Genomic DNA, 14,157 nt, shown 5'->3' on the forward strand with positions numbered 1-14,157 from the left:
ACCAATCGGAACTTCTAGCAGTTCGTTTCATTCCAGAAATCTCACCAAAATGCTGTAGGCCGCAAGCGAAGCCGACAGGCTTCGCTTGCGGCCACACAATAGCTTTTTCCGGAATTCTGGAACGAACCTACAATAAGAGCACCAGCCAAAACTCATCCCTAAGCCCTATTGAATTTTCCCTCCTTTTTCTGTAAAATAGGTAAATAGTGCTTTATTAGAAAAGGATTTGAATTTGAATAAATTAACAAGAAGACTCTCACTTGCTGGAATCACTGGAGCTGCCCTGCTCTTTCTTGCAGGCTGTGTGCAGACCCACATGGTCAACGGGGTCCGAGTCCCTACAGAGGCCGGTATGAACGGCTTTACCTATCGCTTTATCGTCACGCCCATGTCTGACTTTGTCGACCTCTTCGCCCACAACCTCCACATGGGCTACGGTTGGGGAATCATCCTCGTCACGCTGATTATCCGCCTGATTATCCTGCCTCTCGGCCTTTACCAGGCCCACAAGGCGACCTACACGCAGGAAAAGACAGCCTATCTGAAGCCCGTCTTTGAGCCCTTGAACCAACGCCTCAAAGAGGCCCAGACCCCTGAAGCCAAGATGGCCGCCCAGCAGGCCCTCATGCAGGCCCAAAAAGACAACGGCGTCAACATGTTCGCCTCACTGGGATGCCTGCCGATGTTGATTCAGTGGCCCTTCTTCATTGCTCTCTACAATGCAGCAGCCTACACGCAAGGGATCACAACCGCCAGCTTCTTCGGCATTAACCTGGGCCACCCTAGCGTACTCTTGGCCGTCATTTCTGGGATTTTCTACCTGATCCAGACCTATATCTCAACCATCGGCATGCCAGAAGAACAAAAACGGACCTCTCGCATGATGCTCATCATGAGTCCGGCGATGATCTTCGTCTTCTCGCTCATCTCGCCTGCCGGTGTCTCCCTCTACTGGGCGGTCGGTGGTATTGTCATGGTCCTTCAACAAGTCATCGTAACCTTCATCATCAAACCACGCCTGAGAAAGCGGATTGAAAAAGAATTCGAGCTCAATCCTCCTAAGATGGTCGACCTGCCCAAGGACGTGACGCCTGCCGCAGCGACTGCTCAAGGCTTGGACAATCTGATTTCATCAGCCAGAAAAGATGTGACTCCATCTGCTGGCGGACGAAACGCTGGAAAACAGAATCGAAAAAACTAGCCAATGGCTAGTTTTTTTAGTCTTGTATTTCAACAACCTTATCGCCAAAGAGGGATTTGGCAAGGGCTGTCGGGTCCTCTTGCTCCACTTGTTCTCCTTCAGAATCAGGAAGTTCAGCAGGCATAGGACTTTCAGTCTTTTTAAGCTGGGCCACATAGCTGGCTCTGACCTCCAGCCAGTCGCCCTCAGCCAGGGCCAAGATCTCAGGCGAGAAGCCACAGATGCTAGAAAGCATGTTGCCAAAAAGCAGTTGGAGCTCTTCATTTTCACTGAGACGATGAGCCAGATTCTCATGAGGGAAGGTCACAACGACGTAGTTTTCTGAGGCAGCGACTGGGGCAGTGTTATTGACCAGGGCCCGGTCAGCCGGCTTGTTGATGCTTGAGACCAGCTCGGGCCAAGCTTCAGAAACAGCCATCTTAGCCTCGCTCGTCGCTTCGCCAAGGGCCTTGAAGAGGATTTCCTGGGAAAGTCTGCTGGATTTAGCCGGCTTGGCAGGCCGTTTTTGAGCTGGGGCGTCCTGGCGGACTTCTGCTGTTGGCTCAGCTTTGGCAGTAGCGACTGAAGCCACAGGCCTTTGTTGGCTCAACTGCTGGAGTTGTGCCCTCATGCTAGCCAGCTCAGCCTGGAGCTGGGCAAGACCGGCTGAACCTTCTGGAGCTGAAGCGGTCTGCGATGCTGCGGTGACCGGCTCTGCTAGCTTCATCGTCATCAGGTCAGCCGCAATCTTGGTCTGGGTGGTCTCCTTGAGATTTTTTAAGCTCTCAATGGCCACATCAATCATCTGATAAAGGCGGGCATGCTCGACCTCAGCCGACTTGTCCAGAAGCAGATCACGGAAATAAGCCAGAAGGTCCTCCGTGAAACGAAGCATGTCCTTGCCTTCATGGAAAATTTTGTCCAACTCATCCAGGGCAGCTGCCTCATCATAGGACAAGACAGCCGTCACATAGGCTTTCAAGGCCTCGTCTTCGACCGTCCCGGTCACCAGCATGGCAATCCGGGCATCAATCTGGCCATCGCCGGCATAGGAAACCGCCTGGTCGAGAAGGCTCAAGGCGTCCCGCATCCCGCCCTGGGCAGATTTGGCAAGAATCGAGAGGGCCTTTTCCTCATAACTGAGGCCTTCTTTGTTCAAGACCTCTGCCAGATGACCCTCAATGTCAGCCGTCGTAATGGCCTTGAAGGCAAAGCTCTGAAGACGACTGATGATGGTCGCTGGCACCTTCTGGATTTCCGTCGTGGCCAAGACAAAAACGACATTTTCAGCCGGCTCTTCCAGCGTCTTTAAGAGGGCGTTAAAGGCCGAGGTTGACAGCATATGGACCTCGTCAATGATGTAGACCTTGTGGCTGGCCCGGGTCGGTGCATAGGTCGATTTATCCCGGATTTCTCGGATTTCATCGACGCCGTTGTTGCTGGCTGCATCGAGCTCGATGACGTCATCGAGGCTTTCATTGGTAATGGCAGCACAGATGTCGCAGTTGTTGCAGGGCTCGCCATCCTTCTGATTGGGACAGTTAATAGCCTTGGCAAAAATCCGGGCCGCCGAGGTCTTACCAGTCCCACGAGGGCCACTAAAAAGATAGGCGTGGCCAATCCGGTCGCCTATGATTGCATTTTTAAGCGTGGTAGCGACAACTTCCTGCCCCACCATCTCGTCAAAACGTTGACTTCTATATTTTTGATAAAGTGCTTGGTAAGCCATTTAATCTTTCTATTTCTTTAATATCACCCTACTGGCGGAGATCTTCATCGCCTGTAAAGCCGTAGTCCTTGAGGACTTCAGTAAGACTGTCCCGGCTCATAATGAGCTGGTCAATGTCTTCTGAATGATAATTTTTCAGGGCATGACGGAGGGCGTAGAGTCTAGCCTCATCGATGCTTTGCTGGCTGGCCTCAGCCGCTGAAAAGAAAACCTTCCGCTCCTTGACATCAAAGAGGCTCCAAGCAATCGCCAAGTCCGCCGAAGGATTGCCGACGACGGCCTTATCAAAGCCTCTGACCTGCTGGATTTTGCCGTCTTTGACCAAGATATTCTCCGGCCAGAAATCACCGTGCAACCAGTCTGTCTTTGCTTCTGTCGCCCGATTGACGACCTTGTCAAACTCGATGACCAGCAAATCCGATGGGACGAGCTCCTTGAAATTGGCCAATAAATCTGCAAATTCCGCCTCAAAAAAGCTAAGTTCAGAACCTGCAAAGGCATTTTCAAAGCTTGGTCCGGGTGCTCCCGCCTGGTCCAGGCGTTTCAGATGGTAGAGGAGCATGCCGAGTTCACGGGCAAACTTCTTGCTATCGCCCATGTTTCCTGGGTTGAGAGCTGTGCCTTCTTCATGCTTATAGTAGGCCTTGAGCCATGCTTCAATTTGTGAATTCATTTTAACCTACCTTGAAAAATTCAAAATCTGTCAATGCGAGCAGGTTTTCCGCAAAGGCTTCGAGACCCTTGATATCCTCTTCGTCGTAGTCGCCGACCTTTGAAGAGTCCAGGTCGAGCACGCCAATCAGCTTGTCATCTTTAATCAGAGGGACGACGATTTCAGACATGGCCCGGCTGTCACAAGAAATATAGTTTTTGTGCTTGGTCACATCGTCAACCACGATCGTCTTGCGTTCAGCCGCAGACTGGCCACAGACTCCCTTGCCCAGCTCAATTTCAACACAGCTGACAGAACCCTGAAAGGGAGCTAAAATCAGCTTGTCGCCATTATAAAGGTAAAAGCCTGTAAAGACGCTGTCTGGCAGGAAATCCCAGAGGAGGGCGGAGGCGTTGGAAAGGTTTGAAATCGTGTAGTTTTGTTCTGCTAAAAGGCCCTTGAGCTGAAGATTCAGAAGCTCATAGCCGTCAATTTTTTCACTTTTATTCATGCTAATATTATAGCACAAATTGACCCCATCCGACCCTCCCTCTAGCCTATCAGCTTCTTAAAAATTTGTTATAATGAGAATATGAATTTAGAAGATTATCGAAATGAAATTGACCGGATAGATGGGGAGTTGCTGAGCTTGCTTGAGGAGCGGATGAGGGCTGTCTCAGGGATTGTCCAGATTAAAAAAGAAGCAGGCCTAGCGATTTTGGACAAAGACCGGGAGAAAGCCGTCTTTGAAAAACTTGAAAAGCAGCTTGGAGACAGTGATTTCAAAGACAGTATTCTCAGGACTTTTGAAGATATTCTGAAGCAGTCTAGGCAATATCAGGAAGCTAAATTAGAAAATTAAAAATCCCGAATTTGGGATTTTTTTGCTTTTACATCCGTCGCTTTGCAGAGCATTTTGTCGCCAAAAACTCTACTCCAGATGTGAACCTTTTTTAATATTTCTAATTACTAAGATCTGCATAAAGTTCTGTGCTTAAATAACGCTCCCCAGAATCAGGACAAAGCACCAAAACATTCTTCCCAGCCCCCAGCTTATCGGCCAGCTGGTAAGCCGCATGAATCGCAGCTCCTGAAGAAATCCCCAGGCTGATGCCCTGGCTCTTGGCAAGGAGCCTCGAAGCCTCCATCGCCTCTTCTGTCGAAACATCAATAATACCGTCATAAGCCGTCTCATCCAGATTTGGAGAAATGAAGGGCACCCCAATCCCCTGGATATTGTGACTGCCCTTTTCTCCCCCTCTGAGGACTGGACTTTCAGCCGGCTCGACGACATAAGTCTTAATCTCAGGCTTTCTGTCCTTCAGATAATGCGACACCCCAGAGATAGTACCACCTGTCCCAGCACCTGCCACAAAGGCATCCAGGCCAATCTCCTCAAAGGCTTCCAGGATTTCAGGCCCTGTCGTCAGCTCATGGGCTCTGACATTGGCCTTATTTTCAAACTGCATGGGCATAAAATAGCCTTTTTCAGCGACCAATTTTTCAGCCAGGGCAATGGCTCCAGCAATCCCTTCTGCCTCTGGCGTCAGAATTAACTCCGCCCCATAGGCCTTGACCAGCCTCCGGCGTTCCTCGCTGTAATTGTCCGGCATGATGATGACCGCCTTAAAGCCTAGGGCAGCAGCCGACATGGCCAGGCCAATCCCTGTATTGCCGGAAGTCGGCTCAACGATGGTCCCACCAGGCTTGAGCTCGCCGTCTTCGATAGCCTGCTGGATCATCTGATAGGCAATCCTGTCCTTGACAGAACCACCAGGATTAAAGTATTCCAGCTTGGCATAGACAGTAGCCGACTGCTCATCGCCAGCTTTGATCCGGACGACAGGGGTCTGTCCAATCAATTCTGTGATATTGTTTACGATTTTATTTTTCATTGGACTAGATTCCTTCCAGGCCCGTCTTCAGGTCATCCAAGAGGTCATCCAGGTCTTCAATCCCTGGCGACAGGCGAATCAGGCCGTCCTTAATCCCGATTGACTCACGAATGTCTTTTGGAATCGAAGCATGGGTCATGACCGCAGGCACCTCAATCAAGCTCTCAACACCGCCCAGTGATTCTGCCAGCGTGAAGTAGCTCAAGCCTTCTACCAGACCTTTCACAGCCCCTTCATCAACCAACTCAAAGGAGAGCATACCACCAAAGGTCGCCATCTGCTTCTTGGCAATCTCGTGACCTGGATGGCTCGCAAGGCCAGGATAATAGACCTTGGCCACAGCCGGATGGCCTTCTAAAAATTCTGCAATTTTCATCGCAGCCTTGGAATGCGCCTCCATCCGAAGAGCAAGCGTCTTAATCCCCCGCTGGACAATCCAGCTGTCTTGCGGTCCCAGAACGCCCCCAATCGAATTTTGCAGGAAGGCAATCCGCTCAGCAAGCTCATGACTTTTAGCGACAACAAGACCTGCCACAACGTCAGAATGGCCACCCAGATACTTGGTCGCCGAATGCATCACGACATCAGCTCCAAGAGTCAGTGGCCTCTGCAGATAAGGGGTCGCAAAGGTATTGTCCACCAGTGTCAGGGCCTGATGTTCCTTAGCAAGGCCTGCAATTTTTTCAATGTCTAAAATTTTAAGCAGAGGATTCGATGGCGTCTCCACATAGACCGCCTTGGTCTCAGGCTTGAAGGCCACCTCAATCGCTGACAAGTCGCTCATGTCCACCAAGTCATAGCGAATCCCTAACTTTGAGAAGACCTTGTCCATCAGGCGGAAACTCCCGCCATAGACATCATCAGCCATGATAATATGGTCGCCAGGCTCAAAGAGCGAGAGGACCGTATGAATCCCGGCAAGGCCAGATCCAAAGGCAAAGCCTTGGACCCCTTCTTCGAGGTCAGCAATCAAGGCCTCGAGGGCATGTCGGGTCGGATTGCCAGAGCGAGAATATTCATAATCCTTGGGCTGGCCCAGGGCATTTTGCTTGTAGGTTGAGACCTGGTAAATAGGTACTGAAACCGCCCCTGTAGTCTGGTCTGTTGAGATGCCACCGTGAATCAATTTTGTCTTTAATTTTGTCATATTTGTCCTTTCAAAAGCTCTTTATATTAAAATATCACAGGATTTCATTTACCGTGATAATTTTTCTTATGGGCGCCCTTAAATTTTCTTAAAATTTTATTTTGCTAGTCAATGCCTCTTTTAAGGTCAGGTATTCCAGCTCTGGTAAATCCAGCAGGAGGAGCTTGCTCTTTTCAAGAAGGCCTTCGTCTAGGAGTTTGAGCAGAAAAGCCCTGATTTCAGTCGTTCCCAGCACCAGGCAGTCTACGATGATGAGATGCTGTGGCTTGTCCAACTGGGCAAGTGAGCGATTGAAATCTTCCTCATCAAGTGGCTCAAAGTCGTCTGACCGCTTTAATAACAGCAGGTCCTCATCTTCATTGAGAAATTCAGAAAAGTTGGCGTCTGTAGATTTTGCAGTCTCCTCTTCTGGCTCGGCGTAAGCTCCCCTGTTCTCCATGGCCAGAACACGGATTTCGCCGTATGATATTTCATCTAAAAATTTTTGAAATTCTTCATTATTAGTCATCTTCATTATCGCCTTTCTCAAAAAGTAAGCCTTTTCCTTAGTTTACAATTTAAGCTTTGATAATTCAAAGAATTTGGCTTGACTGTGGAAGGAAGTTTGTTATAATGAAATTATAAAAAGGGAGGAAGACCTGCCCTGTAGCCGTATGAAGAACGGTGGCCAGTTTTATTTAGTTTCTAAGAACCGTTGGACTCGCCAAAGTACGAACGCTTCTTATTTTTTGCTCCTGGTATATTTACCATAAATCAAAATCTAAACCAGAAAAAACCAGGCTCAAAGCCTGGTTTTACTGTCTTAATAAAGTTCCAAATAATTATCCAATTCCCATTGGCTGACATACTGAGCATAGCTCGCCCACTCGATGCGTTTTGCTTCTACAAAGTTCGCAAGGACGTGGCCACCGAGGGCTTCAGTGACGACTTCATCTTCTTGCAGGGCTTTGACGGCATTGTGTAGGGTAGATGGCAGGTCTGTGATGCCGTGAGCCTTCCGCTCTTCTTCAGTCATCACATAGATGTTGTCTTCAATCGCTGCAGGGGCTTCAAGCTTGCGGTTCACACCGTCAAGTCCAGCAGCAAGGAGGACGCCCAGGGTCAAGTAAGGATTTGCTGTTGGGTCAACGGCACGGAGCTCGACCCGAGTTGATTTACCACGGCTTGCAGGTACGCGAATCAGAGGCGAGCGGTTACGACCAGCCCAGGCGATATAGACAGGGGCTTCATAGCCCGGCACCAGCCGCTTAAAGGAGTTGACGGTTGGATTGGTAATGGCTGTGAAGTTGTAGGCATGGTCAAGCAGGCCAGCAATGAAGCTGTGCGCCACATCTGACAGGCCCATGTCGCCGGCTGGGTCTTCAAAGGCGTTTTCGCCATCAGCTGTGAATAAGCTCATGTTGCAGTGCATGCCTGAGCCATTGATACCGTGAACAGGCTTGGCCATGAAGGTCGCATGGAGGCCATGCTTGCGGGCAATGGTCTTGACCACCAGCTTAAAGATTTGGATATTATCACAAGCTTTGAGGGCATCGGTGTACTTGAAGTCAATCTCGTGCTGGCCAATCGCCACTTCGTGGTGGCTGGCTTCAACTTCAAAGCCGAGGTCAGTCAAGACATTGACAATTTCACGGCGGGTGTTGCCTGCGAGGTCAGTCGGTGCAAGGTCGAAGTAACCGCCCTTGTCGTTGACTTCTAAAGTTGGCTCGTCTTTTTCATTGAGCTTGAAGAGGAAAAATTCTGGTTCTGGGCCAAGGTTGAAGTTGGCAAAACCTGCCTCTTCCATCTTCTTCAGATTGCGTTTCAGGACACCACGCGGGTCGCCTGCAAAGGGCTCGCCTTCTGGTGTGTAGACGTCACAGATGACACCTGCCACCTTGCCGTTTTCATCGCCCCATGGGAAGACAATCCAGGTATCCAGGTCTGGGTAGAGGTACATGTCAGATTCATTGATGCGGACAAAACCTTCGATTGATGAGCCATCAAACATCATCTTATTTTCAAAAAGCTTGTCCAGTTGCTCATCCGTCGCTGGGACTTCAACGTTCTTGAGGGTTCCCAGGATGTCTGTGAACATGAGTCGCAAGAACTTGATGTTTTTTTCTTTGACATCCCGGCGGATGTCTGTGGCAGTGATTGTCATAAGGGCTCCTTTTCCTTATAGCCTAGAGGCGGGCTTGATTAAACTTAGTTGAGGACGTATTGCCAAAGCGGCCTTGCTGGTAAAATTCTCGCTCGAGGGCCTGATGGACCTCGCTCATCGAGAGGGTTTGCCCCTCCTGCTTCCCCTTTTTCTTTTCAAAAATCTTCTGGATGCTGGCAATATTTTTGCCTTCCTTCAGCAAATCTGAAATTTCAAAAAGGACATCAATGTCATTGAGCGAATACATCCGGCGGTTACCCTCATTTCGCTCTGGGAAGATGAGCTTGGACTCTTCATAATAGCGAATCTGCCGGGCCGTCAAATCAGTCAGCTTCATCACTGTCCCGATGGGCAGGACTGCCATCGAGCGTCGCAATTCTCTTTCTTTCACAATTTCTCCTTCATGTGACCTATTTTAACGTAAATTTAGAGAGAGGTCAAGAATTTAACGAAGTTATGTTAGAAGTTCTTACATCTCATCTAAAATCTTTTGACAAGAAGACTTAACTAGCCGATAGGTCTCCTCAAAATCGCCCGTATACCAAGGGTCTGGGACACCTGTCTCGACCAGCATCTTAATCTTGTGACTTTCAGACGCTGGGCTCATGGCCTGGAGGTCCTGGTAATTTGAACTGTCCAGGGCATAGATTTCGTCAAAATACCCGAAGTCTTCCGGCCGGATTTGAAGACTTGCTTTGCTCTGGCTGTAGGGAATCTCATACTGCTTGAAAATCCCTTGCGTGCCCTTGTGGATGGGATTGCCGTGCTCCCAGTCAGAAGTGCCACGGCTCTCGATTTCAAAATCCTCGGCACGGCCGGCTTTTTCAGCCAGGTCTTTCATGACGAACTCAGCCATGGGGCTGCGACAGATATTTCCTAAACAAACAAATAGTAGTTTCCTTTTCATAACGCTTCTCCTAGCTTTTATATGGGACCTGATTGTCGCAGAGAGGAGGCAAGCTACGCTTGCTCTATCCGCAACCTAAAGGCAGTGCCTTTAGCGACAGATATTGCCGAGACAGACAAAGAGTAGTTTTCTTTTCATATCTATATTTTAACATATAAAAAAGGCCTTTCAGCCTCTCTTTTTACAAGTTTTCTGGTAGCGGATAACCCAGGTGCTCATAGGCCTTGGCCGTCGCCTTCCGTCCCTGCTTGGTCCGGATAATGAAGCCTCTTTGAATCAGGTAGGGCTCATACATATCCTCAACCGTCTCCTGGTCTTCAGCGATGTTGACAGCAAGCGTACCGAGGCCGACAGGGCCTCCCTGATACATGTCAATCATGGTCTTGAGAATCTTCTGGTCGACATAGTCCAGGCCTTCATTATCGACATCTAGCATGTTCAGGGCCTTGTCTGTGATGGTCCGGTCAACCTGGCCGTCGCCCATGATTTGGGCAAAGTCACGGACACGCTTGAGGAGTCGGTTAGCGATACGAGGCGTTCCCCGGCTTCTGAGGGCAATCTCAAGAGCCGCCTCATCAGCGACCTCAACCTCAAAAATCTCAGCCGTCCGCTTGACAATCTCCTCCAGGTCTTTTTCTGCATAATACTCCATGTGGGCAGAAATCCCGAAGCGGGCCCGCAGAGGATTTGACAGCATGCCAGCCCGGGTCGTCGCCCCAACCAGCGTAAAGGGCGGCAGGTCCAGATGGACGCTGCGAGAGCCGTCGCCCGAACCAATCATAATGTCAATGTAGAAGTCCTCCATGGCAGAATAAAGGATTTCCTCCACAGCCATCGGCATCCGGTGGATTTCATCGATAAAGAGGACGTCGCCCGGCGTCAGCTCGTTGAGGATGGCCACCAGGTCGCCCGGCTTTTCAATGGCCGGACCGCTCGTCTGCTTGAGGCCTACGCCTAATTCATTGGCAATGACAAAGGCCATGGTCGTCTTACCAAGACCAGGAGGGCCAAAGAGGAGGACGTGGTCCAGGACCTCTTCACGCATCTTTGCTGCCTTGATAAAAATCTCAAGCTGGCCCTTGACCTTTTCCTGGCCGATATATTGGCTGAGGTATTGGGGGCGGAGGGACTTTTCTAGGAGGGCTTCTTCTGGTGTGGTGCTTTCTTGGGATAGGTTCTCGTTCATTAGTACTATTATAGCATAGACTTAGGAGGGCTGTATTTTAGTGATTCTCTCAGTATTTGAAGCAAGAAAACTACCGACCTTTCAAAGCAGCCTCCCAGACTCCGTCACCTCAATCCCTTCAAGCCTCAGCAACCTCGCCTGTTCTGCCCCTGCAGCTCCCGTTAAGGCAATCCGCCGATCAGCCTTAACAATCCGCCACCAGGGCAGTTCGTACTTCTCCGACAAGCCATGCAGGACCCGGGCTACCTGCCTGGCTCCATTGACAAGTCCAGCCTTAGAGCCAACGTCCTTATAGCTCGTGGCCGTCCCGTAAGGCACGTCTGCAATGACAGCCAAGATCTGCTTGGTCACAGGCTTCAGCCCATCAAATTCAGCTTTTAGCTCAGGGCTCAGGCCCGCCCGAAAATCCTCATAGGATAGGTCCGTCGCGACCAGGACAAAGTCATCAAAATCATTTTCTACCATATTTTCACACGGTCTTCTTCAGCCCGCCACATGCCGTCGCCAGGCTTGATGTCAAAGGCTTCAAAGAAGTCTTCCAGATTGGTTGGTGGAACATTGGCCCGGAGCTTGCCTGGGGCGTGGACATCGGAAGAGAGAAGCATCTGCTGGTATTCTGTGCTGGCCTTGATTCGCCAGATTTCTGCCCATTGCTTGAAAAATTCCTCGGCTGAGTAATCCGGCTCTAGCTTAGCTGCAGTCAGAGCTGCCGTGATGCCGCCCTGGTCGGCGATGTTTTCAGAGACGATGAGCCGGCCGTTAGCCTTACCGGCCTCAGTTTCCAGGCCGTCAAACTCAGCAATCATCTCCTCTTGCTTTTTCTCAAAGGCAGTGTAGTCTTCATCTGTCCACCATTTATTAAGATTTCCGAATTTATCAAACTGAGCCCCGTTATTGTCAAAGGCATGGCTGATTTCATGGGCAATCACGGCCCCGATACCCCCATAGTTTTGGCTGGCGGTCTGCTTTTGATTGTCATAAAATGGAGCCTGCAAGATTGCTGCCGGAAAGACAATCGTGTTGCTGTCAGGGCTGTAGTAGGCATTGACCATGTGGGCCGGCATGTGCCATTCTGTCTTGTCGACTTCTTCTGAGAACTTCTCATAATGACGAGCCGTCAGGATTTCATCAAATTTTACGGCATTTTCATAAAGGCTCTGGTCGGCGTCAACGACAAGCTTGCTCAAGACCTTTGGCAACTTGTCAGGATAGCCAATCATCGGGGTGATGGCATCCAGCTTTTCAACCGCCTGCTCAGCCGTCGCCTGGCTCAGCCAGTCATTGGACAAAAGTCGGCTCTGGTAGACCTTGATCATGACCTCAACCATCCGCTTGACATCGGCCTTGGCCGCCTCACCAAAGTATTTCTTACCATAATAAAGGCCAATAACCTGGCTAAAGTAGCCCTCGGTCACGTCTAGCTGGTGTTTTTCCTGATTGCGAGCCTCAGCCACATTTTGCAGGAAGCGTCCGTAGGCCCCGCCCAAAATCCTGACTTCTTCAGAAAGGTAGCCGGTTGCCTTGCGGGCAATCTTAGTCAGCATCCAGGCCTTGATCAGCTCCCAGTTTTCAGGGGCAATCAGGCGGTCAAAGCTCTCATAAAAGCGATTTTCAAAGACGATAATCTGCTCTGGCAACCGGCCGAGCAGACTCTCCACAAAAGCCTTCACATCAATGTTTGTGACCTGAGTCGCAAAGTCTTCCACAGCAATCGGATTGTAGAGCTCGGCATATTTTGCCCACTCCTCAGAGCTGTTGGCCGACTCGACCAGGAGGCCATCAAAGGCGACCGCCTGATCAGCCAGTTTTTCAGCATCAGCCATGCCAAATGTTGCCAGCAACTCTGCTGTATTCTTCGCCCAAAAATCAAGCAACTCCTGCTTTCTTGGATGGTCTTCTCCATAATAAGTCTTGTCAGGCAAGAGTAGGCCAGGTCCTGTAAAGCCTAGGGCATAGTGGACCGCATCCTTCATATCCGCCTGGACACCAAAAGAGAAGGGCAGGGAAGCCTGACTGTGCAGGGCAATATCTGCCAACGAGTCCTTAAAGTCCTCAAAAGTCGCCAAGCTAGCAATCTTGTCCAGCTCTTTTTTGACGGCAGAAAAATCATCAGCATTTCTCGTCGTCCAGTCGCCCGCCTTTTTATAGAAGGCAATCGCCTGGGTCAGCTCAGGGCTCTCCTGCTCTGAAAGCTCGCTCAAGGCCTTCATATCAGCCGCCAGGCGTTTTTCATTTTCAATCACCAGCTCATCAAAGGCTGCAATCCGGGGCCGGTCGCTTGGAATCTCAGTCTTGGCCAGCCATTCTGCATTGACTGCCTCAAATAAGTCATCTTGTATTCTTGTCATAGATGCCTCCTTTTCTTTATTAATATTATAGCACAGGCCCCGCCTAGAGCGAAAAGTGAACCTTTCTGTGAATTTCACAGAACTTTACCAGGAAAAGTAACTGTTGCGACAGCCAAATTTTCTTATACTAGTCTTGTAAATAAAAAAGCAAAATATAGAAAGGTGATTCAAAAAATGAAAAAGAAATCACTCCTTACTTCCATCGCAGTCGCTGCAGCTGCTGTCCTCGTCCTCGCTGGCTGTAGTGCCAAGTCTGACAACAAGACAGCAAGCAGTTCTTCATCTTCAGCAAAGACTGAAATGATGTCTAGCACTTCTATGAGCGGGACTTTCGCTGGCATGAACGGCAAAAACGTCTCAGGTAACGTTACTGTCGAAAACGGCGAAATCAAGCTCAGCAACTTCAAGACCGACGAAGGCCCTGACCTCCACGTCTACCTGGCTAAAGACGGCGACGTCAAATCCGGTGCTGTTGATGCTAAAATCGACCTCAAGGCTGAAAACCAGACCATCAAGATCCCTGAAGGCGTTGACGCTTCTAAATATAACTCTGTTCTGATCTACTGTGACAAGGCCCACGTGACCTTCGGCGAAGCTAAATTGACAAGTCAAATGCTTAAAGGTTCATTCACAGGTATGAACGACAAGAAGGTCTCAGGAACTGTCACTGTTGCTAACAACAAGATCACGCTTGACAACTTCAAGACAGATGAAGGCCCAGACCTCCACATCTACCTGGCTAAAGACGGCGACGTCAAATCTGGTATCATCGATGCTAAAATCAGCCTGACTGAAGGTAAGCAAGAATTTGACATCCCAGCAGGTACTGACCTCTCTAAATACAACTCTGTATTGATTTACTGCGACAAGGCTCATGTGACATTTGGCGAAGCTAAATTGGCATAAGCCCCTACTTTATAATAAGCCCTCTTGCGTTATGATACGAGAGGACTTATTTTTTCTAAAGATA

At 49.6% G+C, this 14,157-nt stretch carries 15 protein-coding genes; 3 read left to right on the forward strand and 12 right to left on the reverse strand.

All coding sequences use genetic code 11. The features are described 5' to 3' along the window. Nucleotides 1-232 precede the first annotated feature (232 nt). Entirely contained in the window at nucleotides 233-1,201 is a 969-nt protein-coding gene (gene yidC / locus NtB2_RS07050) for a membrane protein insertase YidC (RefSeq protein WP_109246273.1), read from the forward strand. Between the two features lie 16 nt (nucleotides 1,202-1,217). On the opposite strand, the gene dnaX is transcribed toward yidC, so the two are convergent. The 3 genes from dnaX to msrC are packed head-to-tail and all read right to left on the reverse strand — an operon-like array spanning nucleotide 1,218 to nucleotide 4,072. Next, a complete protein-coding gene (gene dnaX, locus NtB2_RS07055) occupies nucleotides 1,218-2,909 on the reverse strand; it encodes a DNA polymerase III subunit gamma/tau (protein WP_109246245.1) in 1,692 nt (563 codons plus the stop codon). A gap of 28 nt (nucleotides 2,910-2,937) precedes the next feature. Continuing rightward, the gene (locus tag NtB2_RS07060) at nucleotides 2,938-3,582 is read right to left on the reverse strand and encodes a phosphotransferase (RefSeq protein WP_109246246.1); all 645 of its coding nucleotides are present in this window, start codon (nucleotides 3,580-3,582) and stop codon (nucleotides 2,938-2,940) included. A gap of 1 nt (nucleotide 3,583) precedes the next feature. Next, nucleotides 3,584-4,072, reverse strand: coding sequence for a free L-methionine (R)-S-oxide reductase MsrC (gene msrC / locus NtB2_RS07065; RefSeq protein ID WP_109246247.1), 489 nt, complete (start codon nucleotides 4,070-4,072; stop codon nucleotides 3,584-3,586). An 81-nt stretch (nucleotides 4,073-4,153) separates the two neighbouring features. Here msrC and NtB2_RS07070 point away from each other — a divergent pair, with 81 nt between their 5' ends. Further along, nucleotides 4,154-4,423, forward strand: a complete 270-nt coding sequence (locus tag NtB2_RS07070; RefSeq protein ID WP_109246248.1) for a chorismate mutase — start codon at nucleotides 4,154-4,156, stop codon at nucleotides 4,421-4,423. A 100-nt stretch (nucleotides 4,424-4,523) separates the two neighbouring features. On the opposite strand, the gene cysK is transcribed toward NtB2_RS07070, so the two are convergent. The 9 genes from cysK to pepO form a co-directional block, all read right to left on the reverse strand. Further along, nucleotides 4,524-5,456 carry a cysteine synthase A gene (gene cysK, locus NtB2_RS07075; protein WP_109246249.1) on the reverse strand — a complete coding sequence of 311 codons (933 nt, stop codon included), beginning with the start codon at nucleotides 5,454-5,456 and terminating at the stop codon, nucleotides 4,524-4,526. Nucleotides 5,457-5,460: 4 nt separating this feature from the next. Continuing rightward, nucleotides 5,461-6,603: a cystathionine gamma-synthase gene (locus tag NtB2_RS07080; RefSeq protein WP_109246250.1), complete on the reverse strand. Its 1,143-nt coding sequence runs from the start codon at nucleotides 6,601-6,603 to the stop codon at nucleotides 5,461-5,463. A gap of 88 nt (nucleotides 6,604-6,691) precedes the next feature. Continuing rightward, nucleotides 6,692-7,111: a hypothetical protein gene (locus tag NtB2_RS07085; protein ID WP_109246274.1), complete on the reverse strand. Its 420-nt coding sequence runs from the start codon at nucleotides 7,109-7,111 to the stop codon at nucleotides 6,692-6,694. Between the two features lie 294 nt (nucleotides 7,112-7,405). After that, complete coding sequence (glnA, locus tag NtB2_RS07090) at nucleotides 7,406-8,746, reverse strand: type I glutamate--ammonia ligase (protein WP_109246251.1); 1,341 nt, start codon at nucleotides 8,744-8,746, stop codon at nucleotides 7,406-7,408. A 22-nt stretch (nucleotides 8,747-8,768) separates the two neighbouring features. After that, complete coding sequence (locus tag NtB2_RS07095; RefSeq protein ID WP_109246252.1) at nucleotides 8,769-9,137, reverse strand: MerR family transcriptional regulator; 369 nt, start codon at nucleotides 9,135-9,137, stop codon at nucleotides 8,769-8,771. Between the two features lie 78 nt (nucleotides 9,138-9,215). Then, a complete protein-coding gene (locus tag NtB2_RS07100) occupies nucleotides 9,216-9,653 on the reverse strand; it encodes a low molecular weight protein-tyrosine-phosphatase (RefSeq protein WP_109246253.1) in 438 nt (145 codons plus the stop codon). Between the two features lie 181 nt (nucleotides 9,654-9,834). Next, a complete protein-coding gene (gene ruvB / locus NtB2_RS07105) occupies nucleotides 9,835-10,839 on the reverse strand; it encodes a Holliday junction branch migration DNA helicase RuvB (protein ID WP_109246254.1) in 1,005 nt (334 codons plus the stop codon). A gap of 81 nt (nucleotides 10,840-10,920) precedes the next feature. Further along, complete coding sequence (locus tag NtB2_RS07110) at nucleotides 10,921-11,304, reverse strand: MGMT family protein (RefSeq protein ID WP_109246255.1); 384 nt, start codon at nucleotides 11,302-11,304, stop codon at nucleotides 10,921-10,923. Continuing rightward, nucleotides 11,298-13,187, reverse strand: coding sequence for an endopeptidase PepO (gene pepO / locus NtB2_RS07115; protein WP_109246256.1), 1,890 nt, complete (start codon nucleotides 13,185-13,187; stop codon nucleotides 11,298-11,300). Before pepO ends, NtB2_RS07110 begins: the two co-directional genes overlap by 7 nt. Nucleotides 13,188-13,361: 174 nt before the next feature. Here pepO and NtB2_RS07120 point away from each other — a divergent pair, with 174 nt between their 5' ends. Continuing rightward, a complete protein-coding gene (locus NtB2_RS07120) occupies nucleotides 13,362-14,093 on the forward strand; it encodes a DM13 domain-containing protein (protein ID WP_109246257.1) in 732 nt (243 codons plus the stop codon). Nucleotides 14,094-14,157: the final 64 nt, after the last annotated feature.

Origin of the sequence: Lactococcus termiticola, from assembly GCF_003116835.1 — a bacterium.
Taxonomy (GTDB): Bacteria; Bacillota; Bacilli; order Lactobacillales; family Streptococcaceae; genus Lactococcus; species Lactococcus termiticola.